This window comes from Pseudomonas koreensis, assembly GCF_025447595.1.
Lineage (GTDB): Bacteria > Pseudomonadota > Gammaproteobacteria > Pseudomonadales > Pseudomonadaceae > Aquipseudomonas > Aquipseudomonas koreensis_H.
The window spans coordinates 42193-68426 of record NZ_JAOEJU010000019.1; the positions used below are offsets into that span (position 1 = coordinate 42193).

Below are 26234 nucleotides of genomic sequence, written 5' to 3' on the forward strand. Positions count from 1 at the left end.
ACAAAAAAACCGCTGCCCCCGAAGGAGCAGCGGTTTTTTGAAGCACTGCGTTAAGGCTTAGTAGCCCAGTGCGAAGTCTTCTTCTTTCATGTCCATCAGGTTGTTGGCACCCGACAGCATGGTTGCCACGTGCGTACGGGTACGCGGCAGGATGCGCTGGAAGTAGAAGCGCGCGGTTTGTAGCTTGGCAGTGTAGAACGCCTCGTCGGTGGTGCCGGCAGCCAGTTTTTCAGCAGCCAGACGCGCCATGTCGGCCCAGAAGTAGGCCAGGCAGGCGTAACCGGAGTACATCAGGTAGTCCACGGAGGCCGCGCCGACTTCTTCGCGATCTTTCATGGCGGCCATACCGACCTTCATGGTCAGCTCGCCCCACTCTTTGTTCAGTGCAGCCAACGGTGCGACGAATTCTTTGACGGCTTCGTTGCCTTCGTTGTTCTGGCAGAACTTGTGGACGATCTTGGTGAAGCCTTTCAGAGCTTCGCCTTGAGTCATCAGCACTTTACGGCCCAGCAGGTCGAGTGCCTGGATGCCGGTGGTGCCTTCGTACAGCATCGAGATGCGGCTGTCGCGAACGTTCTGCTCCATGCCCCACTCGGCGATGAAGCCGTGGCCGCCGTAGATCTGCACGCCGTGGTTGGCGGATTCGAAACCGACTTCGGTCATGAACGCCTTGGCGATCGGAGTCATGAAGGCCAGCAGTGCGTCGGCTTTCTTCTTCTCTTCTTCGTCCACGCCGTATTTGACGATGTCGACCTGTTTGGCGGTGAAGTACACCATCGCACGGTTGCCTTCGGCGAATGCCTTCATGGTCAACAGCATGCGGCGTACGTCTGGGTGAACGATGATCGGGTCAGCCGCCTTGTCCGGCGCTTTCGGGCCAGTCAGGGAACGCATTTGCAGACGATCGCGAGCGTATTTCAGGCCGCCCTGGAAACCGATTTCGGCGTGGGCCAGACCTTGCAGCGCGGTACCCAGACGTGCGGTGTTCATGAAGGTGAACATGCAGTTCAGGCCTTTGTTCGCCGGGCCGATCAGGAAACCGGTCGCGCCGTCGAAGTTCATCACGCAGGTCGCGTTGCCGTGGATGCCCATCTTGTGTTCGATCGAACCGCAGGTCACGGCGTTGCGTGCACCGACGGTGCCGTCAGCATTCGGCATGAACTTGGGAACGATGAACAGGGAAATGCCTTTGGTGCCGGCCGGTGCGTCCGGCAGGCGGGCCAGCACGATGTGGACGATGTTGTCGGCCATGTCGTGTTCACCGGCCGAGATGAATATCTTGGTGCCGGAAACTTTGTAGGAACCGTCGGCCTGAGGTTCGGCCTTGGTGCGCAGCATGCCCAGGTCAGTGCCGCAGTGCGGTTCGGTCAGGCACATGGTGCCGGTCCATTCGCCGGAGACCAGTTTGGTCAGATAGGCTTCTTGCTGCTCTGGGGTGCCGTGCTCGGAGATGGTGTTCATCGCGCCGTGCGACAGGCCCGGGTACATGCCCCACGACCAGTTGGCTTCGCCGACCATCTCGCTGACTGCCAGACCCAACGATTCAGGCAGGCCCTGACCGCCGTGCTCGACGTCATGGGCCAGGCTTGGCCAGCCGCCTTCCACAAATTGCTTGTAGGCCTCTTTGAAGCCGGCCGGGGTTTTCACGCCGGACTCGCTCCAGGTGCAGCCTTCGGTGTCGCCCACGCGGTTCAGCGGTGCCAGCACCTGCTCACAAAACTTGGCGCCCTCTTCGAGAATGGCGTCAACCATGTCCGGCGTTGCGTCTGCACACGCTGGAAGGCTCTGATAGTGCGCTTCGTAGCCGAGCAGTTCGTCACGAACGAAGCGAATATCACGCAAGGGGGCCTTGTAGTCAGGCATAGCGATAAACCTCTGCTGATGTAACCGGGAATGAACGACCGCATTGATTTGTTGTGACGGTCAAACAGTTGTTTGAAACATACGTTTACGCCGAAATCTTGTCAAGCGTCGTTCTTTTGCCATTCGTCATCACATTTTCCGAACGCCGGACACAGCAGCGCGACATGCACCCGATCGGGCCATGTGCACTGAAAAAAGATTAGTTGAGGGAGAAGGACTTACAACGAAAAACGCCGCGAACAGTCGCGGCGTCTGGCAAAGCGCAGATCAAAAAATCAGGCGAAGGTATCGATGATCGTACCGAGCATTTCATCGGATGCCTTGGCGACTTTCACGCCCAGTTCCGCCTGAAACTTGCCCTGGGCCATCTCGACCATGTTGCTCGCCAGGTCCGATTGCTGGGCGCGATCCACGGAACGCAGACGATCGACCTGCACTTCCGAAGACTGGCTGGTGACCGAACGCTCGATGGTGCTGCTGGCGATCTGGCTGGCGGCCTGATCGACGCGGTTCTGCCCGGTCTGAATGGTACTCAGACCTGCATAAAAAGCTGTGTTTCCGGAGATTTCCATGGGAGCTCTCATCCTTGGGAAGGATCAATGGGTGCCATTGAACCAGAGGCGTCAGAAAAACACCCGTCAAAAACACTAATGGCACAGTGCCTTGTCATAGCCAAAATCAGTCGAGCAGATCCAGTTGCAAATGATCGGCGACCGACTCGGCGCTGACAGCCTTGAGTTTCGGTACCCGCCCCAGGCACGGCGCCGGGATTCGCTCGGCGAGTGTCGCCAGGTTTTCCTCCAGCCGCGACGTTTTCGGATCAATGATATTCGCCACCCATCCCGCGAGTTGCAGTCCGTCACGGGCAATTGCTTCGGCGGTCAGCAATGCGTGGCTGATGCACCCCAGCCGCACGCCGACCACCAGAATCACGGGCAATTGCAAGGCCACGGCCAGATCCGACAAATTGTCCTGATCCGCCAACGGCACCCGCCAGCCGCCCGCGCCTTCGATCAACGTGAAGTCGGCGTTCATGGCCAGAATCTCGCGCATCGGCGCCAGCAACGATTGCACGGTCAGCGCTACACCCGCCTCGCGCGCTGCCAGATGCGGCGCGATCGCCGGCTCGAACGCCACCGGATTGACCTGTTGATACGTCAGCGGCAACGAGCATTCGGCCTGCAACGCCAGCGCATCGGAATTGCGCAAACCTCTGGGCGTCACCACACAACCGGACGCCACCGGTTTGCCCGCTGCCGTGCTCAACCCCGCCGACCGAGCAGCGTGCAGCAACCCGGCAGCGACGGTGGTCTTGCCGACGTCAGTGTCGGTTCCGGTGATGAAATAGGCTGCGCTCATAAGGGTTTCTCCAACACGGCGTAGACCACCTGATAGGTCGCCGGCAATCCCGCAGGCTTACGGAACTGCTCATAGGCTTCGACCAGCCCCAGAATCCGTGCCCGACCGGTCAATCCGCCCGGCCGACCGGGATTCAGATTGTGCGCACCCAGCGCCTTGAGTTCATGGGTCAGGCTGCGCACATCCGGGTAATGCAGCACATGCGGCCGGTTCTCCAGACAAACACTGCGCAAACCACTGGCCGCGCACAATTGCTCATAACGGGCGAACTCGCGGAAGCGGTTGACGTGCACCAGACCATCGACCTGACGCCAGCTGTCGCGCAATTCGTACAGCGTCCCTACACAAAGACTAGCAAACGCGAAAATCCCCCCCGGTTTCAGCACCCGAAACGCTTCGCCCAGCACCCCTTCGAAGTCCGCGCACCACTGCACGGCGAGGCTGGAGAAGATCAGATCGCAGGTCGAATCCTGCAACGGTAAACGTTCGGCATCGCCAGCAATGAAGTGCATGGCCCCGCCCAACGGCCGCGCGTGATTGAGCATGCCCTCCGCGATATCCAGCGCCAGCCCCTGCCCCTCACCAAATCGCTCGGCCAGTGTCCGAGTGAAATACCCGGTGCCGCAGCCGAGATCCAGCCAGCGTGACGGCCGAAAATCCACCGGCAAGCGACTCATCAACTGCGTACCGACATCGCGCTGCAACTCGGCGACGCTGTCATAGCTGGCCGCTGCACGAGAAAAAGAAGCCGCGACCTGGCGCTTGTCAGGCAAGCCGCCGGGCAACGCAGCAACAGACAAATCAGTCATCACCGCACTCACTTAAAAACGCCTGGATCGCGCCGGCCACGCCGTGGGGGTCCTCCAGAAGAAACGCATGGCTGGCCTGCTCGATCAGCCCGACCTCCACATCCGCCAGCAACGCGAACAACTCGCCCGCAGCTTCCGCCGGCACAAGTGCGTCCAGCCCGCCAAACAAATGCAATTGCGGACCACGAAACGCCTGCAAGGCTTCCCGCGTATCGATTTGCGCCAACAATTCCAGACCGACCATCAAAGCGGCCGGCGAGGTATTCGGCGCGCCACCGAGCAACAGCCGCGACAAGCCGCGCGCGTCTTGCGCGCCCTGGGCACACAACAGAGAGAATCGTTTGAGGGTCGTGCGCGGATCGGCGCTGCAGCCGGCCAGAAACGCATCGAAGGTCTCGCCGGGCATCGCGCTAGGCCACTGTTCATGGGCGACAAACGAAGGATTGCTCGCCAGGGTCAACAAGCCGCAGCAATGTTCGCCACGCCGTGCCGCCAGCTCGGAAGCGAGCATGCCGCCCAGCGACCAGCCGCCGAGCCAGGCATCTTCAGGGATGCGTTCATCGAGCTCGTCGAGCCAGTCGTTCAGATCACTGGAGTCCAGTTCCGGCAACGGCTCGATGTCGACCTGCAGGTGTTCGTCGAGTCCGCGCAACGCAGCGGCCAGCGGCTCCAGCGGCGAAACGCCGAGCCCCCAACCCGGTAGCAGAATCAGGCGATCACGCATGGCTTGGCTCCGACTTGAGTTGCGCAAAGCAATCGGCCAGTCCTTCTAACAATAGCTGCACCTGTGCCTCGCTGTGGGCGGCGGTCAGCGTCACCCGCAATCGCGCGCTGCCGGCAGGCACGGTCGGCGGACGGATCGCGGTGACCATCAGCCCACGCTCGCGCAGCATCTGCGACAAACGCACGGCGCGACCGGCATCGCCAATCATGATCGGCTGGATCGGCGTGAAGCTGTCCATCAACTCCAGACCGATCTGTTCGGCGCCGTGGCGGAACTGGCGGATCAGCGTTTGCAGATGCTCGCGACGCCAGTGTTCACTGCGCAGCAGTTCCAGACTTTTCAACGTTGCGCAGGCCAGGGCCGGCGGCTGGCTGGTGGTGTAGATGTAGGGGCGGGCGAACTGGATCAGGCTTTCGATCAGCTCTTCACTGCCGGCGACGAACGCACCCGCCGTGCCGAACGCTTTGCCAAGAGTCCCGACCAGCACCGGCACGTCCTCCTGGCTCAAACCGAAATGCTCGACGATGCCGCCACCGTTCGCCCCCAGCGGACCGAAACCGTGGGCGTCGTCAACCATCAGCCAGGCGCCTTTCGCTTTGGTTTCCCGGGCCAGCGCCGGCAAGTCGGCAAGATCGCCGTCCATGCTGAACACGCCATCTGTGACCACCAGCGTATTACCGGTAGCTTTTTCCAGACGCTTGGCCAGGCTGTCGGCGTCGTTGTGCAGATAACGATTGAACCGCGCGCCGGACAACAGGCCGGCATCCAGCAACGAAGCATGATTGAGCCGGTCTTCCAGCACCGTATCGCCCTGCCCGACTAATGCAGTGACCGCACCGAGGTTGGCCATGTAACCGGTAGTGAACAACAGCGCACGCGGCCGTCCGGTGAGGTCGGCCAAGGCTTCTTCCAACTCGTGATGCGGGCCGCTGTGGCCGATTACCAGATGCGAGGCACCGCCGCCTACGCCCCATTTCGAGGCACCCGCGCGCCAGGCCTCGATGACTTGCGGATGATTGGCCAGGCCCAGGTAATCGTTGTTGCAGAACGCCAACAACGGCTGACCGTCGACCACAACTTGCGGCCCTTGTGGGCTTTCAAGCAGCGGCCGCTGGCGATAGAGATTTTCGGCACGACGGGCAGCAAGGCGTGCGGCGAGATCGAAAGACATGCAAGCCTCGACATTCAAGTGACACAGATCCCTTGTGGGAGCGAGCCTGCTCGCGAAGAGGCCTTCACATCCGACATCAATGTCGACTGAAGCACCGCTTTCGCGAGCAAGCTCGCTCCCACAGGGGTTTGCATTCCTTCAGAGGAATCCGCGCAGGTTTTTACACCGCCGCGTTATAGAACTGCTCGCTGCTCTTCTGCTCCACCAGGGCCTGCTCGATGGCAGCCTGATGCACTTCATCGGCGTGTTCTTCGCGGGCTTCTGGCTGAATGCCCAGACGCGCGAACAGCTGCATGTCCTTGTCGGCCTGCGGGTTGGCGGTGGTCAGCAGTTTATCGCCGTAGAAGATCGAGTTGGCGCCGGCGAAAAATGCCAGGGCCTGCATCTGCTCGTTCATCGCTTCGCGGCCGGCGGACAGGCGCACGTGGGATTGCGGCATGAGGATGCGCGCCACGGCGAGCATGCGGATGAAGTCGAACGGATCAACGTCGTCGGCGTTTTCCAGCGGCGTGCCGGCGACCTTCACCAGCATGTTGATCGGCACCGACTCCGGGTGTTCCGGCAGGTTGGCCAGCTGGATCAGCAGGTTGGCACGATCATCGAGGGACTCGCCCATGCCGAGAATGCCGCCGGAGCAGATTTTCATCCCCGCGTCGCGCACGTAGGCCAGGGTTTGCAGGCGCTCGCTGTAGGTGCGGGTGGTGATGATGCTGCCGTAGAACTCAGGCGAAGTGTCGAGGTTGTGGTTGTAGTAATCGAGGCCGGCCTTGGCCAGCGCCTCGGTCTGATCCTGGTCGAGACGACCGAGGGTCATGCAGGTTTCCAGACCCATGGCCTTCACACCTTCAACCATTTTCAACACATACGGCATGTCCTTGGCCGACGGGTGTTTCCAGGCCGCGCCCATGCAGAAACGGGTCGAGCCGATAGCCTTGGCGCGGGCAGCCTCTTCGAGAACTTTCTGCACCTCCATCAGCTTTTCTTTTTCCAGACCGGTGTTGTAGTGACCGGACTGCGGACAATATTTGCAATCTTCCGGACAAGCGCCGGTCTTGATCGACAGCAGCGTGGAAACCTGAACGCGGTTGGCATCGAAATGCGCGCGGTGCACCGTCTGCGCCTGAAACAGCAAGTCGTTGAATGGCTGTACGAAGAGTGCTTTGACTTCGGCCAGAGACCAGTCGTGACGCAGGATGGCAGTGGTGCTCGCGCTCATGGGTATTTCCTTGGTTATGCTTGGCTGACGACTGGGAAACGGAATATCCACAGGCGTTACACGGATGTTTGGCATATTTAAGGAAGAGTCATGCGCTGTCAACCACGATACCAAGGTCAGGTTTACATCTGTTTAAAAAACGTACAGACCTGTTTGCTGTGCGATGAGCCAGCAGAAGAGCAGACACCCCTATGTGGGGCCTGTGAAACAGAGCTGCCCTGGCTGGGTCATCAATGCACGATCTGCGCCCTGCCTCTACCTGCTGCCGGGTTGACTTGCAGCGAATGTCTGCATGAACCACCCGCCTTCGTACAAGTGGCCGTCCCTTGGATGTATGCCTTTCCGGTCGACACCTTGATCACCCGTTTCAAGCACAGTACAAACTGGCCTTTTGGCCGCCTGCTTGGCGAAGTTCTCGGGCAATACCTGCAACATCGCTTCGAAGAGGACATACCGCGCCCGGAGGCTTTAGTGCCGGTTCCACTCGCGGCAGGACGTTTGCGAAAGCGAGGATTCAATCAAGCCGCGATGCTTGCACGGTGGTTGGCAAAGACACTCGATCTGCCATGCGAAGAAAACATGCTGCTGCGGATACAGGACACTGAAGCCCAGCAGGAGCTCAACGCCCGGGCTCGTAAACACAATCTGCGTCACGCCTTTGCTCTTACCCCTGATGCGCGAGTGAAAGGCCGGCACGTGGCGTTGGTCGACGATGTCCTGACCACCGGCGCCACCGCGCAGGCGTTGGCCCGGCTACTGATGGATGCCGGGGCGGCGCGGGTGGATGTCTACTGTCTCGCCCGTACGCCAAAACCCGGTGATGCGGCTTGACTCAAGCGCGCCAAGCGGCCAACTTTCTCACCCACCTTCCGAGTTCAAAGCGCCCGACATGTCCTTGCCCACCCTGCTGTCCCAGCACATCGTCCGCCGTCCGCAGCGCATTGCCTTGTTGCAGCACATCGCAGAACAGGGTTCGATCACCCGCGCGGCGAAAAGCGCGGGCCTGAGCTACAAGGCGGCGTGGGATGCCATCGATGAGCTGAACAATCTCGCGCAAAAACCGCTGGTCGAACGGGCGGTCGGCGGCAAGGGTGGCGGTGGCGCCAGGTTGTCGAGCGAGGGCGAGCGTGTGCTGCGCCTCTATCAAAAGTTGCAAGCCTTGCAGGCCCAAGTGCTGGAGGCGGCCGAAGACGCCAGCGACCTCGACTTGCTCGGTCGCCTGATGCTCAGAACCAGCGCGCGCAATCAGTTACACGGAAAAGTCCTGGAAATCGAAAGTCAGGGCCGCAACGACCTGATCCGCCTCGAACTGGCCGAAGGTCTGTCGATCGACGCGCAGATCACCCACGACAGCACCGTGCACCTGGAGCTGCAACCGGGCACCGAAGTGGTGGCACTGATCAAGGCCGGCTGGCTCGAACTGCTCGCGCCCCAGGACTCACCCGCCGCTGCTCACAATGTACTGAACGGGCGCATCGAAGAAATCCTCGACGCCGAAGACGGCCCCAGCGAAGTACGCATCGCCCTGCCCAATGGCCAGACCCTTTGCGCACTGGCCGAACCGCTGGACCTGCGCACCCGTGGCCTGACGGTCGAGCAACCGGTGCAGGTGCAGTTTTCCCCGTCCAATGTGCTGCTCGGAACACCGCTCTAAACGGCGCTGCAACGAAAGCGTCATCGACCCGCATTAAGGTGGCTGCCAAAACCATGCAGGGAGCCTGATGTGAGCCTATTAGAAGAAAACCAATCCACAGACCTGGAAAAAATGGTCGGCCTGAGCCGTCGCGGATTCATCAGCGCCGGCGCGCTGTGCGGCGCGGCGATGTTCCTCGGCGGCAACCTGCTGAGCCGCAGCGTGCTGGCCGCCAGTGTCAGCGCCGGCAACAGCCGTCTGCTCGGCTTCGACAGCATTCCGGCTGCCACCACCGACACCATCAGCCTGCCCAAAGGCTACAAGTCGTCGGTGCTGATCAGCTGGGGTCAGCCGCTGCACAAGAACGGTCCGGCCTTCGACCCGAGCGGCAACGGCACCGCGGCTGCGCAGGAAGTGCAGTTCGGCGACAACAACGACGGCATGAGCCTGTTCGAATTCCCGGGCGAGAAAAACCGTGCGCTGATGGCGATCAACAACGAATACACCAACTACCGCTACCTCTATCCGCACGGCGGCATGCCGCAATCGGCCGAGGACGTGCGCAAGGCCCTGGCCTGCGAAGGCGTTTCGGTGATCGAAGTGCAGCGCAAGAACGGCCAGTGGCAGTTCGTCCAGGGCTCGCGCTACAACCGGCGCATCCACGGCAACTCGCCGCTGCGTATCAGCGGCCCGGCTGCCGGTCACGAGCTGATGAAAACCAGCGCCGACAAGCACGGCAAGAAAGTTCTCGGCACCTTCCAGAACTGCGCCAACGGCAAGACGCCGTGGGGCACTTATCTGACCTGCGAAGAGAACTTCACCGACTGCTTCGGCAGCAGCAACGCCCAACAACAATTCGATCCGGCGCAGAAACGCTACGGCGTGTCGGCCGCCAGCCGCGAGATCAACTGGCATCCGTTCGATCCGCGCTTCGACATGGCGAAGAACCCGAACGAGCTCAACCGTCACGGCTGGGTCGTGGAGATCGATCCGTTCGACCCGCAATCGACCCCGGTCAAACGCACCGCGCTGGGCCGCTTCAAACATGAAAACGCCGCACTGGCCGAGACCGACGACGGACGCGCCGTGGTGTACATGGGCGACGACGAACGCGGCGAGTTCATCTACAAATTCGTCAGCCGCGACAAGATCAATCACCGCAACGCCAAGGCCAACCGCGACATTCTCGATCACGGCACGCTGTACGTGGCCAAGTTCGATAACGGCGACAGCAACCCGGATCACCCGAAAGGCCAGGGCCAGTGGATCGAACTGACCCACGGCAAGAACGGCATCGACGCCAGCAGCGGTTTTGCCGATCAGGCCGAAGTGCTGATTCACGCGCGTCTGGCGGCCAGCGTGGTCGGCGCCACGCGCATGGACCGTCCGGAATGGATCGTGGTCAGCCCGAAAGACGGCCAGGTTTATTGCACCCTGACCAACAACGCCAAGCGCGGCGAGGACGGCCAACCGGTGGGCGGCCCGAACCCGCGCGAGAAGAACGTCTACGGGCAGATCCTGCGCTGGCGCACCGACCGCGACGATCACGCGGCGAAGACCTTCGCCTGGGATCTGTTCGTGGTGGCCGGCAACCCGGGCGTGCACGCCGGTACACCGAAAGGCGGTTCGTCGAATATCACGCCGCAGAACATGTTCAACAGCCCCGACGGCCTCGGTTTCGACAAGGCCGGGCGGTTGTGGATTCTCACTGACGGTGATTCGAGCAACGCCGGGGACTTTGCCGGGATGGGCAACAACCAGATGCTCTGCGCCGATCCTGCAACCGGTGAGATTCGCCGGTTCATGGTCGGGCCGATCGGTTGCGAGGTCACCGGGATCAGCTTCTCGCCGGATCAGAAAACCCTGTTCGTCGGGATTCAGCACCCGGGCGAGAACGGCGGTTCGACCTTCCCCGAGCACCTGCCGAACGGCAAGCCGCGGTCATCGGTGATGGCGATTACCCGTGAGGATGGCGGGATCGTCGGCGCCTGATAATCCGCTTTCGCGAGCAGGCTCGCTCCCACAGGATGTGCACCAGACCTGTGGGAGCGAGCTTGCTCGCGAATGGGCTCTATCAGCCCCCTCAACTCTCAAGCCAAAACCCTCAAGCCCCACAGTCTGCGCTACCATGCTGAGCCGGACGCGGCAGCCTGCTGCGCGCAGGAGTCAGCATGGCCCACCCGTTTGAAACCCTCACCCCAGACCTCGTGCTCGATGCCGTCGAAAGCATCGGCTTCCTGAGCGACGCGCGCATTCTGGCGCTCAACAGTTATGAAAACCGCGTCTATCAGGTCGGCATCGAAGACTCGGAACCGCTGATCGCCAAGTTCTATCGCCCGCAGCGCTGGACTAACGAAGCGATCCTGGAGGAGCACCAGTTCACCTTCGAACTGGCCGATGTCGAGATCCCGGTGGTAGCGCCATTGATCCACAACGGTGAAACCCTGCACGAACACGCCGGTTTTCGTTTCACCCTGTTTCCCCGTCGTGGTGGCCGGGCGCCGGAGCCGGGCAATCTCGATCAGCTGTACCGCCTCGGCCAGTTGCTCGGGCGAATGCATGCGGTCGGCGGGACCAAACCATTCGAACACCGCGAAGCGTTGGCCGTGAAGAATTTCGGCCATGACTCGCTGACCACTTTGCTGGAAGGCAACTTCATTCCCAAGAGCCTGCTGCCGGCCTACGAATCGGTCGCCCGCGACCTGCTCAAGCGTGTGGAAGACGTCTACGCTGCCACGCCGCACCAGAACATCCGCATGCACGGCGACTGCCACCCCGGCAACATGATGTGCCGCGACGAGATGTTTCACATCGTCGACCTCGACGACTGCCGCATGGGCCCGGCAGTGCAGGACATCTGGATGATGCTCGCCGGCGATCGTCAGGATTGCCTCGGACAACTGTCGGAGTTAATGGACGGCTACAACGAATTCCACGACTTCGACCCGCGCGAACTGGCGCTGATCGAACCGCTGCGCGCCTTGCGTCTGATGCATTACAGCGCGTGGCTGGCCCGGCGCTGGGACGATCCGGCGTTCCCTCGCAGCTTCCCGTGGTTCGGCAGCGAGCGGTATTGGGGCGATCAGGTGCTGGCATTGCGTGAGCAACTGTCGGCGCTGAACGAAGAGCCGTTGAAGCTTTTCTGATTGACCACTACCCCTGTGGGAGCGAGCTTGCTCGCGAATGCGTATGGACATTCAACATCAGTGTCGGCTGATACAACGCCTTCGCGAGCAAGCTCGCTCCCACAGTTCTAGCCGGGTTCACAATTTCAGAATCAATCACCTAAAAATCTCCTTACAATCGCTGCTTTGTTAGCTGCCTAAGCAAGGATTCTGCATGCAAGCCGCCAACCCGCGTCGCGGGTACATTCTGGGCCTGAGTGCCTACATCATCTGGGGTCTTTTCCCGCTCTACTTCAAAGCCATCGCCGAAGTGCCGGCGGTGGAAATCATCATTCACCGGGTGCTGTGGTCGGCGCTGTTCGGCGCGCTGCTGTTGATGGTCTGGAAGCATCCCGGCTGGTGGCAAGAGCTGCGCGACAACCCTAAACGCCTGGCGATTCTCGCGCTCAGCGGGACCTTGATCGCGGCCAACTGGCTGACCTACGTCTGGTCGGTAAACAACGGCCGGATGCTGGAAGCGAGCCTCGGTTACTACATCAACCCACTGGTGAACGTGCTGCTGGGCATGCTGATCCTCGGCGAACGCCTGCGGCGCATGCAGTGGATCGCGGTAGGGTTGGCAGCGGTCGGCGTGGCGCAGCAGGTGTGGCAGGTCGGCAGTCTGCCGTGGGTGTCGCTGGTGCTGGCGCTGACCTTCGGTTTCTACGGGCTGATCCGCAAGCAGGCGCCGGTCAAGGCACTGCCGGGGCTGGTGGTGGAAACCTGGATGCTGGTGCCGATCGCTCTCGCGTGGCTGCTGTTCAATCCGACCGCGACCAGCGCGCAGGCCGAGTTCTGGACCACTTCCGAAGCCTGGTGGCTGGTGGCGGCCGGTCCGGTGACGCTGGTGCCGCTGGTCTGCTTCAACGCGGCCGCGCGGCATCTGCCCTACACCACCCTCGGTTTCCTGCAATACCTGGCGCCGACCCTGGTGCTGCTGCAGGCCGTGCTGTTGTTCGGCGAGCATTTGTCGTCCAGCACGCTGATCGCCTTCATGTTTATCTGGGCCGGCCTGGCGGTGTACAGCGTCGATGCGTGGATAAGTCTACGTCGGCGCAGCTGATCAAAAAACGCACAAACCTCCACAGGCCACGATTCTCGTGGCCTTCATCGTTCCTTCCCAAGGTTATCCACAGCGTGATCCCCGCCGTTTGTGCGCAAGTCACTGAATGCTGGCGGTTTTTTGATCAATCCTCGCCAAGCCACGGCGGACGTGGCCTGGCGCTCTGTCTCTACAGGTTATCCACAGGCGGGTGCACGCTAAAACTGGATAACCCGTTCCGCGCTCATGGATCGGTGCGCAGCACCAGTTCCACCATCAAATCGTCGGCCAGGGTTTCCAGGCGCGATTGCAGCACGTCCAGCGACAGGTTCAGCGGCACCGCCAGAATCGCCTCGGCGTGGAACAGCGGTTCGCTGCTCATTGGCGCCGGGCGCACTTCGGTCACCAGTCGTTCGAGGTTGACGCCCTGCTCGCTCAGCAAGCGAGTGATGTCACGTACGATGCCCGGACGGTCGTTGCCCACCAACTCCATGGCGATTGGTTTCCAGGTACAGGCTTGCTCGATCCCGCTTTCGGCCACCAGCACGCGAATACCCTGCGCCGACAGTGCTTGTAAGGCATCAACTAATTCGTCGTAAGCCTCTGCCGGCACGCCCACCCGCAGGATCCCGGCGAACTGCCCGGCCATCCGTGACATGCGGCTTTCCAGCCAGTTGCCGCCGTGTTCGGCGATGCATTGGGCGATGCGCTCGACCTGCCCGGGCTTGTCCGGTGCGAAGACAGTGAGTACGAGGTGATCCATGGCGCAGCCCTCTTGTCATGACTTTTGTTATAGAAAAGCAAGTATAGGCAAGCGTTCGACAGACGCCTCAGACGCTCGAAATCACAAATCGTGTACAACTTTTTATATTTAGCTGGAACAATCCATTGGTTTTTTGAGAACATCCCGTTCCGCGCCGTGACCGCAATGCGTCATGGGGTCGCAGAACGACGTAATTAGTCTGATTTTCACAACCGCAACTCATCATGTAGTATGCCGCAGCGCGCACTACATAACGCTGGATCGATGTCTGCCCAAGGCACGTTCGCAACCCTGAAAGCCCCGTCAGCAAGGCCCCCAAGCCGTTGATTGGTCCCAGCCCAGCCGCCAGCGATGGCATGTACTGGTCGAGGGGTTTGTGGTTTAAATGGCCAGAGGCTTCATTGTTAAATTGAAGAGCTGAAAAGCGAAATAGCTGAGCAGAGTGAGGCAAGCAATGACTGAACACGTTCAAGTCGGTGGCCTGCAGGTCGCCAAAGTCCTGTTCGACTTCGTGAACAACGAAGCCATTCCCGGTACCGGCCTCACCGCCGACAAATTCTGGGAAGGTGCCGACAAGGTCATTCACGACCTGGCGCCGAAGAACAAAGCCCTACTCGCCAAACGCGATGACTTCCAGGCTCGTATCGATGGCTGGCACCAGACCCGTGCCGGTCAGCCGCACGACGCCGTGGCCTACAAAGCCTTCCTGCAAGAGATCGGTTATCTGCTGCCAGAAGCGGCTGATTTCCAGGCAACGACGCAAAACGTCGATGACGAAATCGCCCGTACCGCCGGCCCGCAACTCGTGGTTCCGGTGATGAACGCCCGCTTCGCCCTCAACGCCTCGAACGCCCGCTGGGGTTCGCTGTACGACGCCCTGTATGGCACCGACGCCATCAGCGAAGCCGGCGGCGCGGAAAAAGGCAAAGGCTACAACAAGGTACGTGGCGACAAAGTCATCGCCTTCGCCCGTGCGTTCCTCGACGAAGCCGCGCCACTGGCGACCGGCTCCCACGTTGATTCCACCGGCTACAAGATCGCGGACGGCAAACTGGTCGTCACCCTCAAGGGCGGCAGCACCAGCGGCCTGCGCAACGAAGCTCAGCTGATCGGTTTCCAGGGCGACGCCAATGCGCCGATCGCGATCCTGCTGAAAAACAACGGCCTGCATTTCGAAATTCAGATCGACGCCAGCACCCCGGTCGGCCAGACCGATGCCGCCGGCGTCAAAGACATCCTGATGGAAGCGGCGCTGACCACCATCATGGACTGCGAAGACTCCGTGGCTGCAGTCGATGCCGACGACAAGGTTGTGATCTACCGCAACTGGCTCGGTCTGATGAAGGGCGACCTCGCGGAATCCGTGTCCAAGGGCGGCCAGACCTTCACCCGCACCATGAACCCGGATCGCACCTACACCAAGGTCGACGGCAGCGAATTGACCCTGCACGGCCGCTCGCTGTTGTTCGTGCGTAACGTCGGTCACCTGATGACCATCGACGCGATCCTCGACAAGCACGGCAACGAAGTGCCGGAAGGCATCCTCGACGGTCTGGTGACTTGCCTGGCGGCGATGCACAACCTGAACGGCAACACTTCGCGCAAGAACACCCGCACCGGTTCCGTCTACATCGTTAAACCGAAGATGCACGGCCCGGAAGAAGCGGCGTTCACCAACGAGCTGTTCGGTCGCATCGAAGACGTGCTGGGCCTCAAGCGCAACACCCTGAAAGTCGGGATCATGGACGAGGAGCGCCGTACCACGGTCAACCTCAAGGCCTGCATCCAGGCCGCCAGCGAGCGCGTGGTGTTCATCAACACCGGTTTCCTCGACCGCACCGGCGACGAAATCCACACCTCCATGGAAGCCGGCCCGATGGTGCGCAAGGCTGACATGAAGGCCGAGAAGTGGATTGGCGCCTACGAGAACTGGAACGTTGATATCGGTCTGAGCACCGGCCTGCAAGGTCGTGCGCAAATCGGTAAAGGCATGTGGGCGATGCCCGACCTGATGGCAGCGATGCTTGAACAGAAAATCGCTCATCCGCTGGCCGGCGCCAACACTGCCTGGGTTCCGTCGCCGACCGCCGCTGCACTGCACGCGCTGCACTACCACAAGGTCGACGTGTTCGCCCGTCAGGCCGAGCTGGCCAAACGTGCCCGCGCTTCGGTCGATGACATCCTGACCATCCCGCTGGCGGTCAACCCGAACTGGACCCCGGAGCAGATCAAGAACGAACTGGACAACAACGCCCAGGGCATTCTCGGTTACGTGGTGCGCTGGATTGATCAGGGCGTGGGTTGCTCGAAAGTGCCGGACATCAACGACGTGGGCCTGATGGAAGACCGTGCGACGCTGCGTATCTCCAGCCAGCACATCGCCAACTGGCTGCGCCACGGCGTGGTTACCGAAGCGCAAGTGATGGAAAGCCTCAAGCGCATGGCGCCGGTGGTAGACCGTCAGAACGCCAACGACCCGCTGTACCGTCCGCTGGCCCCGAACTTCGACAGCAATATCGCCTTCCAGGCGGCGGTCGAACTGGTGATCGAGGGCACCAAACAGCCGAACGGCTACACCGAGCCGGTCCTGCACCGTCGTCGTCGCGAGTTCAAGGCTGCCAACGGCCTGTAACCTGCGCTGATGCCGGACATGAAAAAGCCCTGATCTTTCGATCAGGGCTTTTTTGTTTGCGCCGGGAGGACTAAAAATCGATCCCGAGCTCACGCTTGACCAGACCGAGCAACGTGGCGGTATCAATCGGCTTGAGCAGAAAATCCACCACGCTCAAATGCATCGCCGCGATCGCGTCCTTCACGTCCGCATCGCCCGAAACAATGATGATCGGCATTGCCGCCCGTACCGACTCGCGAATCTGACGAATCAGGTCCAGGCCGCCGATATTGCCCATGCGTAAATCGGTGATGACCAACCCGATCCGTCGTCTGTTATCCGTATCGGGCATCAGCATCCTGAGCGCTTCTTCACCGCTGGCCGCCGTCACGCAATCAATACCGTCCAGACCCAGAATTTCCGCCAACAACTCCCGAGCATCCCTGTCGTCGTCGACGATCAATACTCGCTGAGGGGGCAACTCGGGCTCAAGCATGAGTTCCCGCAGCGCCTCCTGTTCGGCGTCGCTCAAAATATCGTGGTCGGACATGGCGTTCTCTACGTGTTCTAAATCGATCCTCTGGCAAGAGGTCAGACATCGCGGGACAGAGCTTCAATGTGCACTTCGTCGGATATTTTTCCAAGGGGCGAACCGAAGAATTTCCGACTGTTTTTGTAGGGCATATCCGAAAATTACTCAGCGGCACGCAAAACCTAGACTTACGTCCAATGGGCACCCTTCGCGATGGGGTCGACCATGGCTGCAACGATCCGACAACAACAATTCGAAAAAGACTGCGGTAATGGTTATGAGTAAAGCGGACGCCTTCACCCAGGCAGGGAAAACCGCGGTGTTGCAGAACATTCAGGGCACTTTGCAATTCCTCCAGCGCTTCCCCCCTTTCAATCAGATGGAACACGCCCACCTGGCCTATCTGGTGGAGCAATGCCAACTGCGCTTTTACGGTCAGGGCGAAAGCATCATCAAACCCGCCGACGGACCCGTCGAACACTTCTACATCGTCAAGCAGGGCCGGGTGGTCGGCGAGCGACCGCACACGGCCAAGGGCGGCACCGAAACCACATTTGAAATCACCACCGGCGAGTGCTTCCCCCTCGCCGCGCTGCTCGGCGAACGGGCGACACGCACCGAACACCTGGCCGGCGAGGACACCTTCTGCCTGCAACTGAACAAACTGGCGTTCATCAAGCTGTTCGCTCTCTCCAATACGTTTCGCGATTTCGCCTTGCGCGGGGTCAGCAGCCTGCTCGATCAGGTCAATCAGCAAGTCCAGCAGAAAGCCGTGGAAACCCTCGGTACCCAATATTCGCTGAACACCCGCCTCGGCGAATTGGCCATGCGCCATCCGGTGACCTGCAGCCCGACCACCCCGCTGCGCGAAGCGGTGAAGCTGATGCATGAACAACAGGTCGGCAGCATCGTCGCGGTGGATGAACACAAAGCGCCGCTGGGGATTTTCACTCTGCGCGACCTGCGCCATGTAGTGGCTGAAGGCGTTGGCGATTTCGGCGAACCAATCGAGCGTCACATGACGCACTCGCCGTTCTATCTGTCGCCGGATCACAGCGCCTTCGACGCAGCGATTGCCATGACCGAACGGCACATCGCCCACGTGTGTCTGGTCAAGGATCGACGCCTGTGCGGTGTGGTTTCCGAGCGAGATCTGTTCTCGCTGCAACGGGTCGATCTGGTGCACCTGGCGCGCACCATTCGCAGTGCGCAGCGAGTCGAACAACTGGTGACCCTGCGCGGCGAGATCGGCCAACTGGTGGAGCGCATGCTCGCCCACGGCGCGTCCTCGACCCAGATCACCCACATCATCACCCTGCTCAACGATCACACCGTGTGCCGGGTGATCGAGCTGACCCTCGCCGAAAAAGGCGATCCCGGCGTGCCGTTCAGTTGGCTGTGCTTTGGCAGCGAAGGACGGCGCGAGCAGACGCTGCACACCGATCAGGACAACGGCATTCTTTTCGACGCCCGGGATGCGGCCCACGCGGCGGAGATTCGCGGCAAGCTGCTGCCCATCGCCCAGCAGATCAATAACAGTCTGGCGCAATGCGGCTTCACCCTGTGCAAGGGCAACGTCATGGCCGGTAATCCGCAGCTGTGCCTGTCCCGCGCCGAATGGGCCCGACGCTTTGCCGCGTTCATTCGCGAGGCGACGCCGGAGAACCTGCTGGGCTCCAGCATCTATTTCGACCTGCGCGTGGTCTGGGGTGATGAACAGGGTTGCGAGCAATTGCGTCGGGGGATTCTTGATCAGGTCGCTGATAACCGCCTGTTCCAGCGAATGATGGCCGAGAACGCGTTGCGAAACCGCCCGCCGGTGGGACGTTTCCGTGAGTTCGTGCTCACGAAAAAGAACGGCGAGAAGGCTACGCTGGACCTGAAAATCCAGGGTCTGACCCCGTTTGTCGACGGTGCCCGCCTGCTCGCGCTGGCCCACGGAATCGACGCCAACAACACCCTCGAACGCTTCCGCCAGCTTGTGGATAAAGAGGTCATCGACCGGCTGGATGGCGCCGCGTACGAAGAGGCGTATCACTTTATCCAGCAGACGCGCATGCAACAGCATCAGTTGCAGACCCGGGAAAACCTGCCGTACTCGAACCGGGTCGATCCCGACAGCCTCAATCATCTGGACCGGCGCATCCTGCGTGAATCCCTGCGCCAGGCCCAGCGCCTGCAAAGCAGCCTGACCTTGCGGTATCAGCTATGAGCCTGTTTTCGTGGCTGCGTCCGGCCAGTCCCGTTGTGCCGGACGAACTGCAACAGCGCCTGACGAAACTCCCGGCCATCGGCGAACTGCATGAGTGCAGCCTGCGCGAACAGCGCTGGGTGGTGCTGGATCTGGAAACCACCGGACTGAACCTGAACAAGGACCGGGTGCTGTCGATCGGCGCGGTGGTGATCGAGGACGGTGCGATCGATTTCAGCCAGCAATTCGAACGCACCCTGCAATGCCGTGAGCTGAAACTCGGCCCGAGCGTGTTGATTCACGGTCTGGCACCGAGCGCGATTGCCGCCGGCAGCGAACCCACCGAAGCCCTGGTCGAGCTGCTGGAGTTTATCGGCGACAGTCCGGTGCTGGCGTTTCACGCCTCATTCGACCAGCACATGCTCGGCCGTGCATTGAAGGAGCATCTGGGACACAAGCTACAAACGGTATTTCTCGATGTGGCGCAGATCGCCCCGCTACTGTGCCCGCAGGCGCACATTCGTGAGGCGGGGCTGGACGAGTGGATCGACTGGTTCAAGCTCGAAGTGTTCGAGCGTCACCATGCGAGCGCCGATGCTCTGGCCACGGCGGAACTGGCGCTGATTCTGTTCAGCCGGGCACGCCAGCAGCAGATCCACAGCCCGCTGAATCTGCAGCAACGCCTGAGTCAGTGGAAACGCCGCCAGCAGACGCATACGTTCTGAACCGGGTTGTCGCCCGACAACCCGACCGGTGGCCAATTGCTAACCATTCCCACCTCTGCCACAATCGCGAACAATTCTCGTTAGTTAACACTTCCCAGTCGGTGTCGTCGTGTCTTCAGCCCAAAGCCCTCACAGTGAGCTCGTCGGTGCGTTGTATCGCGACCACCGCGGCTGGCTGCTGGCCTGGCTGCGCCGCAACGTCGCCTGCCCGCAACGCGCCGAGGACCTGAGCCAAGACACTTTCGTCCGCCTGCTTGGTCGCGATGAGCTGCTGACGCCCCGCGAACCCCGGGCGTTTCTGGTGGCTATCGCCAAAGGCTTGTTGTTCGACTACTTCCGCCGGGCGGCGCTGGAACAGGCGTATCTGACCGAACTGATGCTGATCCCCGAGGGCGAACAGCCCTCCGTCGAAGAACAGCAACTGATCCTCGAAGACCTCAAAGCCATCGACCGCATGCTCGGCAAGCTGTCGACCAAGGCCCGCGCCGCTTTCCTCTATAACCGCCTCGACGGTCTGACCCACGCCGAGATCGCCGACAAACTCGGCGTGTCGGTCCCGCGCGTGCGCCAGTATCTGGCCCAGGGCATCCGCCAGTGCTACGTCGCGTTGTACGGTGAGCCGACATGAGCCCGGCCAGTTCCCGACCGGTCCCGGCCCATGTGCTGGACGCGGCGATTGCCTGGCAATTGACCCTCGATTCCAGCACGCCGCTGGAGCGCGAAGAATTCGCCAAATGGCACGCGGCCAACGAAGAACACGCTCGCGCCTGGCGCCAGTTGGGCATGCTCGACCAACGTTTCAGCGTGGCTAACGGCCCTGCACGCACCGCGTTGCTGCAATCGCGCGAAGGCATCCGCCGCCGGGTGCGCAAGCTGGGCAGCGGACTGGCCAGTGTCGTGGCGGTGGTCGGGCTGGCGTTGTTTGCCGGCGAACGTTATCTGCCGCTGGATTACTGGCTCGCCGATCAACGCACCGCCACTGGCGAACAGCGCACCGTGCGTCTGGCCGATGGCACCGTACTCAATCTGAATACCCACAGCGCGGTGGATGTCCGCTTCGATGAAAAGCAGCGGCTGATCGTGTTGCAGGAAGGCGAAATCCTCGTCGAAACCGGTCACGGCGATGCGCGGCCGTTCATCGTCGAAACCGCCGAGGGCAGCATGCGCGCCCTGGGCACGCGGTTCCTGGTCAAGCGCGAAGATGCCGGTACGCGCCTGAGCGTGTTGCAGTCGGCGGTGGCGGCGCATCCGCAATCCGATCCGCAGGAACAGATCCTGCGCGAAGGCCAGCAAGTGCTGATCCGCCACAACGGTCTGGATTCGGTGGCGGCGCTCAACCCCGGCGCCGATGCCTGGACCCGCGGCATGCTGGTGGTGGACAACGCGCGCCTGGAAGACCTGGTGCATGAGCTCGGTCGTTATCGTCGCGGCCATCTGGGCATTGCGCCGGAAGTCGCCGACCTGCGTATCACCGGCAGCTTCCCGCTGCACGACACCGACAAGGCGCTGAACGCCCTGCTGCCGACCCTGCCGGTGCAGATCGAGCAGCACACGCCATGGTGGGTGACCGTGGCCAAGGCTGATCCGAAGCCCTGACATTCCGCATTACCTGAGTAATAGCTGTCGCGAGCAGGTCGCGACAGAACCTTCACACCCCATGAAAACGGACTTTCTGCTGACTTGCGCAGCGATGTCGTTCGTTAATCGAAATTATTTTCATCCAGCCCTATCACTTTTCGAATCTCGTCCGGCACACAGGCAATTGAGAAATATTTCCATTCAGGAGCCGCCGTATGTCCCGTTCGCTAGACACCTTGTTGCGCCCCAGTTTGCTGGCGGTCGCCATTGCCCTCTGCACCCCGCTGGCCAGCAGCCAACTGATCGCCGCTGAACAGGCGTCGAGCGTACGCGCCTACAACCTGCCGGCGGCTCCGTTGTCGACCACCCTGAACCAGATCGCCAGCCAGGGCGGCCTCACGCTGTCGCTGAACCCGTCGCTGGCGGCGGGCAAGACCTCGGCGCCGGTCAACGGCCAATATGACGCGGCCGGCGCCCTACGCGCGGCCCTGCGTGGCACCGGTCTGCAACTGGAACAGAGCAGCGCCGGCACTTACACCCTGGTCGCCGTGCCGGAAGGCGTGGTGGCCCTGCCGGAAACCTCGGTGATCGGCGTAGAAAACTATGAAAGCGCCTGGGGCCCGGTCGAAGGCTACACCGCCACCCGCACCGCCGCCGGCACCAAGACCGACACCGCGCTGGTCGAAGCGCCGCGCTCGATTTCGGTCGCCACTCGCCAGCAAATGGAAGACCGTGGCGTGCACAGCCTCGATGACGCCGTGCGCTACATGCCGGGCATCACCGCCAGCAGCTACGGCAGCGACACCCGGATCGACTGGCTGCGCGTGCGCGGTTTCGAACCGACCCAATTCCTCGACGGCCTGCCGTTGCCACGCGGTATCTACGCCAACCCGAAACCGGAAACCTGGAACCTCGACCGCCTCGCTCTGCTGCGCGGCCCGGCTTCTTCGGTGTACGGCCAGACCCCGCCGGGCGGCCTGCTGGACATGGTCAGCCGTCGCCCAAGCGATGTGCAAAGCAGCGAAATCCAGTTGCAGTACGGCAGCGACAATCACCGCCAGATCAACTTCGCCAGCACCGGCAAGATCGATGACGCGGGTCAGTTCCTGTATGGCATCAGCGGCGTGGTACGTGACAGCGACACGCAGATCGACCACATCGAAAACAAGCGCTACAACATCGCGCCGAGCCTGACCTGGAACATCGATGACGACACCAAGCTGACCCTGCTCTCACAGTTCACCCGCGACGATACCGGTGTCACCAGCCAGTTCTACCCGATCCAGGGCACCAAGATCGACATGCCGTTCGGCAAGATTTCCCATCACAAGAACCTGGGCGATCCTGACTACGACTTCTACGACCGTACCTACTACGCGCTCGGCTATGCCTTCGAACATCGCATCAACGACGTGTGGCAGTTCAAACAGAATCTGCGTTACACCAAGTCCGACCTGTCGTTCCAGACGGTGACCGTCAACAGCTACAACCCATCCTTCGCCGGTTTCACCGTCGACGATCAGGGCAATGTCGGCCGCGGCACCACCAACGTCGACGAGGACATCAGCCAGTTCGCCGTGGACAACAACTTCCAGGCCGACTTCGCCACCGGCGATATCCGTCACACCCTGTTGCTCGGTCTCGATCACCAGCGCAGTAACGACAACTACACTTCGATCTTCGGCTCCGCACCATCGATCAACGTCAACAACCCGATCTACGGCCAGCCGATCACTCGTCCACCGCGTTCCTCGGCGTTCTATGACTACAACCAGAAAACCTACCAGAGCGGCCTCTACGTGCAGGACCAGATGGCCCTGGACCAATGGCGTCTGACCTTGGGTGGTCGCGAAGATTGGGTACACACCAGCACCAAGTTCTTCAACAAGGGCGACGCCACCAACACCCAGCGTGACAAGGCGTTCAGCGGTAACGCGGCGATCAGCTACGTGTTCGACTCGGGCTTCGTGCCGTACCTGTCGTACGCCGAATCCTTCCAGCCAACCAGCGGCGCCGATGCCACTGCCACCGACTCGTTCAAACCGACCGAGGGCAAGCAATGGGAACTGGGCATCAAGTACCAGCCACCGGGCAGCAAAACCATGCTGACCGCTGCCGTGTATGACCTCACCCAGAAGAACGTCTCGGTCAACACCATCGTCAACAACGTGACAGTCACTAGCCAGACCGGCGAAGTGAAAGTCAAAGGCCTGGAGCTGGAAGCCGTCTCCGACGTTACCGACAACCTGAAGGTCATCGCCGCCTACACCCTGGCCAAGTCCGAAGTGCAGAAAGGTGTCGACAAGGGCAACCGTCTGCAACTGATGCCGAACCAGCAAGCCTCGCTGTGGACCGACTACACCTGGCACACCGGCGTGCTCGACGGCTTCGGCATCGGCGCTGGCGTGCGCTACACCGGCAACACCTACGGCGACAAGGCCAACACCTGGCTGGGCAAGGCGGATGCCTACACCGTGTTCGACGCCGCCGTGCATTACGACCTCGGCCGTCTGGACAACAGCCTCAAAGGCGCGTCGCTGGCACTCAACGCGACCAACCTGTTCGACAAGGACTACATTTCCACCTGCGACGGTTTCTACTGCTACTACGGCGACCAGCGCAGCGTCATCGCCAGCGCCACCTACAAATGGTAAGCGCCTGAGCTGAAACAGGCCCTGCGACCAGGCCGTCCCTCGTGGACGGCTTTGGTGTTTTTGAAGGTCATGAAATGAAAAGTAAAACAATTCGCCGCTGGTCCTTCGTCCACACCTGGACCAGCCTGATCTGCACTGTGTTTTTGCTGCTGTTGGCCCTGACCGGCCTGCCGCTGATTTTCCATCACGAGATCGACCACCTGCTGGGCGATGCGCCCGAGTTGCGGGTGATGCCGACGGACACGCCGCATCTGAACCTAGCGCAACTGGTCGAGGCCGCTGAAAAGCATCGGCCCGGTGAAGTCGTGCAGTACTTCGGCTTCGAAGACGACGAGCCGAATGCCGTGCTGACGATCATGGCCAAGACCGCCGGCACCGAGCCCAACTCCTCGCACACCTTCATGCTCGATGCGCGCACTGGCGAAGCCCTGGAAATGCCTTCGGCCAACGGCGGCCTGATGCTGTTCATCCTGCGCCTGCACGTCGACATGTTCGCCGACCTGCCGGGCAAGTTGCTGCTGGCGTTCATGGGTTTGCTGTTCGTGGTCGCGATCGTGTCCGGCACGGTGTTGTACCTGCCGTTCATGCGCCGCTTGAAGTTCGGCACGGTGCGCCAAGACAAATCCACCCGACTGCGCTGGCTCGACCTGCATAACCTGATCGGCGTGGTCACCCTGACCTGGGCACTGGTGGTTGGCGTGACTGGCGTGATCAGCGCCTGCGCCGATCTGCTGATCGCCGCGTGGCGGGCCGAAGCCCTGACGACCCTGATCGCGCCCTACCGCGATGCACCGCCGCTGACGCAACTGGCCCCGGCCACCCGGGTGCTGGAAATCGCCTCTGACGTCACACCGGGCATGAAGCCGGACTTCATCGCCTTCCCCGGCACCCGCTTCTCCAGCGAGCACCATTACTCGGTGTTCATGAAGGGCGGCACCCACCTGACCTCGCACTTGCTGACCCCGGTACTGATCGACGCCAGCACCCTGCAAGTCACGGCGGTAGCAGAACGACCGTGGTACATGGACGCCATGGGCATGTCGCAGCCGCTGCACTTCGGTGACTACGGCGGCATGCCGATGAAAATCCTCTGGGCCACGCTGGACGTGCTGACCATCATCGTCCTCGCCAGCGGCGTGTACCTGTGGGTGGTGCGGCGCAAGGCCGCGAAACCGGTGCTGGAAGCGGCGGAGGCCTCTGCATGAAGCCGCGTCAGTCGAATTTCTGGAAGGTCTTCAGCACACCTTTGGTGATCGCGCTGCTGAGTGCGGCGGGCCTGTTCGCCGCGCTGCTGGGCGACGGGATCTGGGATGGTTTGAGCTGGGTCGGTCTGGGCATTCCGGCCGCCATTGCCCTGCGCGGCCTGCTGTGGCGAAGCTGAAAAACCTGTGGGAGCGAGCTTGCTCGCGATAGCGGAATGTCAGTCACTTGGATTGTGAATGAGCAGACACTATCGCGAGCAGGCTCGCTCCCACAAAGAGCTTGAGCCAAGGCGCTAAAAGGCTATGCTGCCCGTCTTGCCCTTGACCGAGACCCTGCCGATGTCCGCTCCCAGCATGACCCTGTACCACAACACACTGTCCCCGTTCGTGCGCAAAGTCATGGTGCTGCTGCACGAGACCGGCCAGCAGGATCGCGTCGCGCTGCAGGACTGCGTGCTCAGCCCTGTCAGCCCGGATGCGGCCCTCAACGAAGACAACCCGCTGGGCAAAATCCCGGCCCTGCGCCTGGCCGACGGCAATGTCATCCATGACAGCCGGGTGATCCTCGATTACCTCGATCACCAGCACGTCGGCAACCCGCTGATCCCCCGCGACGGCTCGGCCCGCTGGCGGCGCCTGACCCTGGCCTCGATGGCCGACGGGATCATGGACGCCTCGGTCATGGTGCGTTACGAGCAAGTGCTGCGCGCCCCGGAAAAACACTGGGACGAATGGCTCGAGGCCCAGCGCGAGAAGATCCGCCGCGCCCTCGCCCTGCTGGAGCGCGACGCGATTGCCGAACTGACCTGCCACTTCGACGTCGCTTCGATCAGCGTGGCCTGTGCGCTGGGTTATCTGGACCTGCGCTTCCCGGATCTGGGCTGGCGTGAAGCCAACCCGCAATTGGCCAACTGGTTTTTTGAAGTGAGCCAGCGGCCGTCGATGATTGCGACCATGCCCAAAGCTTAGGTCAGCTGTCCCGGCCCCTTCGCGAGCA

The 26234-nt window shown here is 61.4% G+C and carries 23 protein-coding genes; 14 read left to right on the plus strand and 9 right to left on the minus strand.

Annotated elements, in window-relative coordinates:
- Positions 1 to 57: 57 nt before the first annotated feature.
- The 7 genes from N8H71_RS20970 to bioB form a co-directional block, all read right to left on the minus strand.
- Positions 58 to 1863, minus strand: coding sequence for a phenylacyl-CoA dehydrogenase (locus tag N8H71_RS20970; protein WP_085609075.1), 1806 nt, complete (start codon positions 1861 to 1863; stop codon positions 58 to 60).
- Between the two features lie 275 nt (positions 1864 to 2138).
- On the minus strand, positions 2139 to 2435 hold the full coding sequence (locus N8H71_RS20975; RefSeq protein WP_007959856.1) for a hypothetical protein: 297 nt from the start codon (positions 2433 to 2435) through the stop codon (positions 2139 to 2141).
- 106 nt (positions 2436 to 2541) lie between these two features.
- Complete coding sequence (gene bioD, locus N8H71_RS20980) at positions 2542 to 3222, minus strand: dethiobiotin synthase (RefSeq protein WP_262195520.1); 681 nt, start codon at positions 3220 to 3222, stop codon at positions 2542 to 2544.
- Positions 3219 to 4031, minus strand: coding sequence for a malonyl-ACP O-methyltransferase BioC (gene bioC, locus N8H71_RS20985; RefSeq protein ID WP_262195522.1), 813 nt, complete (start codon positions 4029 to 4031; stop codon positions 3219 to 3221). Before bioC ends, bioD begins: the two co-directional genes overlap by 4 nt.
- Complete coding sequence (locus N8H71_RS20990) at positions 4024 to 4755, minus strand: alpha/beta fold hydrolase (protein WP_262195524.1); 732 nt, start codon at positions 4753 to 4755, stop codon at positions 4024 to 4026. Before N8H71_RS20990 ends, bioC begins: the two co-directional genes overlap by 8 nt.
- Positions 4748 to 5926 carry an 8-amino-7-oxononanoate synthase gene (gene bioF, locus N8H71_RS20995; protein ID WP_262195525.1) on the minus strand — a complete coding sequence of 393 codons (1179 nt, stop codon included), beginning with the start codon at positions 5924 to 5926 and terminating at the stop codon, positions 4748 to 4750. Before bioF ends, N8H71_RS20990 begins: the two co-directional genes overlap by 8 nt.
- Before the next feature lie 160 nt (positions 5927 to 6086).
- The gene (gene bioB / locus N8H71_RS21000; RefSeq protein WP_262195526.1) at positions 6087 to 7142 is read right to left on the minus strand and encodes a biotin synthase BioB; all 1056 of its coding nucleotides are present in this window, start codon (positions 7140 to 7142) and stop codon (positions 6087 to 6089) included.
- A 90-nt stretch (positions 7143 to 7232) separates the two neighbouring features.
- Between bioB and N8H71_RS21005 the strand changes: the two genes are divergently transcribed.
- From N8H71_RS21005 to rarD, 5 genes are all read left to right on the plus strand, one after another.
- Positions 7233 to 7973: a ComF family protein gene (locus N8H71_RS21005; RefSeq protein ID WP_262195527.1), complete on the plus strand. Its 741-nt coding sequence runs from the start codon at positions 7233 to 7235 to the stop codon at positions 7971 to 7973.
- A gap of 58 nt (positions 7974 to 8031) precedes the next feature.
- Positions 8032 to 8796 carry a TOBE domain-containing protein gene (locus N8H71_RS21010; protein ID WP_262195530.1) on the plus strand — a complete coding sequence of 255 codons (765 nt, stop codon included), beginning with the start codon at positions 8032 to 8034 and terminating at the stop codon, positions 8794 to 8796.
- A gap of 69 nt (positions 8797 to 8865) precedes the next feature.
- Entirely contained in the window at positions 8866 to 10767 is a 1902-nt protein-coding gene (locus N8H71_RS21015; protein WP_262195531.1) for a PhoX family protein, read from the plus strand.
- Between the two features lie 179 nt (positions 10768 to 10946).
- A complete protein-coding gene (locus N8H71_RS21020) occupies positions 10947 to 11921 on the plus strand; it encodes a serine/threonine protein kinase (protein ID WP_262195533.1) in 975 nt (324 codons plus the stop codon).
- Positions 11922 to 12114: 193 nt separating this feature from the next.
- Complete coding sequence (rarD, locus tag N8H71_RS21025) at positions 12115 to 13002, plus strand: EamA family transporter RarD (RefSeq protein WP_262195535.1); 888 nt, start codon at positions 12115 to 12117, stop codon at positions 13000 to 13002.
- A gap of 223 nt (positions 13003 to 13225) precedes the next feature.
- Here the strand turns inward: rarD and N8H71_RS21030 are convergent, their stop codons facing one another.
- Complete coding sequence (locus N8H71_RS21030) at positions 13226 to 13744, minus strand: glycine cleavage system protein R (RefSeq protein ID WP_262195537.1); 519 nt, start codon at positions 13742 to 13744, stop codon at positions 13226 to 13228.
- 454 nt (positions 13745 to 14198) lie between these two features.
- On the opposite strand from N8H71_RS21030, the gene N8H71_RS21035 reads away from it, so the two are divergent.
- Complete coding sequence (locus N8H71_RS21035) at positions 14199 to 16376, plus strand: malate synthase G (protein ID WP_262195539.1); 2178 nt, start codon at positions 14199 to 14201, stop codon at positions 16374 to 16376.
- 70 nt (positions 16377 to 16446) lie between these two features.
- Here the strand turns inward: N8H71_RS21035 and N8H71_RS21040 are convergent, their stop codons facing one another.
- Positions 16447 to 16905, minus strand: a complete 459-nt coding sequence (locus N8H71_RS21040) for a response regulator (protein WP_262195540.1) — start codon at positions 16903 to 16905, stop codon at positions 16447 to 16449.
- A gap of 253 nt (positions 16906 to 17158) precedes the next feature.
- Between N8H71_RS21040 and N8H71_RS21045 the strand changes: the two genes are divergently transcribed.
- The 8 genes from N8H71_RS21045 (at position 17159) to N8H71_RS21080 (ending at position 26206) form a co-directional block, all read left to right on the plus strand.
- Positions 17159 to 19099, plus strand: coding sequence for a putative nucleotidyltransferase substrate binding domain-containing protein (locus N8H71_RS21045; protein WP_262195542.1), 1941 nt, complete (start codon positions 17159 to 17161; stop codon positions 19097 to 19099).
- Positions 19096 to 19803 carry a 3'-5' exonuclease gene (locus N8H71_RS21050; RefSeq protein ID WP_262195543.1) on the plus strand — a complete coding sequence of 236 codons (708 nt, stop codon included), beginning with the start codon at positions 19096 to 19098 and terminating at the stop codon, positions 19801 to 19803. Before N8H71_RS21045 ends, N8H71_RS21050 begins: the two co-directional genes overlap by 4 nt.
- A 109-nt stretch (positions 19804 to 19912) precedes the next feature.
- Entirely contained in the window at positions 19913 to 20431 is a 519-nt protein-coding gene (locus N8H71_RS21055; RefSeq protein WP_045121909.1) for an RNA polymerase sigma factor, read from the plus strand.
- Complete coding sequence (locus N8H71_RS21060) at positions 20428 to 21399, plus strand: FecR domain-containing protein (protein WP_262195545.1); 972 nt, start codon at positions 20428 to 20430, stop codon at positions 21397 to 21399. The genes N8H71_RS21055 and N8H71_RS21060 overlap by 4 nt, the downstream gene beginning before the upstream one ends.
- 197 nt (positions 21400 to 21596) lie before the next feature.
- On the plus strand, positions 21597 to 24035 hold the full coding sequence (locus N8H71_RS21065) for a TonB-dependent siderophore receptor (protein ID WP_262195547.1): 2439 nt from the start codon (positions 21597 to 21599) through the stop codon (positions 24033 to 24035).
- A gap of 74 nt (positions 24036 to 24109) precedes the next feature.
- The gene (locus tag N8H71_RS21070; RefSeq protein WP_262195548.1) at positions 24110 to 25240 is read left to right on the plus strand and encodes a PepSY-associated TM helix domain-containing protein; all 1131 of its coding nucleotides are present in this window, start codon (positions 24110 to 24112) and stop codon (positions 25238 to 25240) included.
- A complete protein-coding gene (locus N8H71_RS21075) occupies positions 25237 to 25416 on the plus strand; it encodes a hypothetical protein (protein WP_262195549.1) in 180 nt (59 codons plus the stop codon). Before N8H71_RS21070 ends, N8H71_RS21075 begins: the two co-directional genes overlap by 4 nt.
- Before the next feature lie 160 nt (positions 25417 to 25576).
- Positions 25577 to 26206 (plus strand): glutathione S-transferase, encoded by a 630-nt coding sequence (locus N8H71_RS21080; RefSeq protein ID WP_262195551.1) that lies wholly within the window; start codon positions 25577 to 25579, stop codon positions 26204 to 26206.
- Positions 26207 to 26234 lie beyond the last annotated feature (28 nt).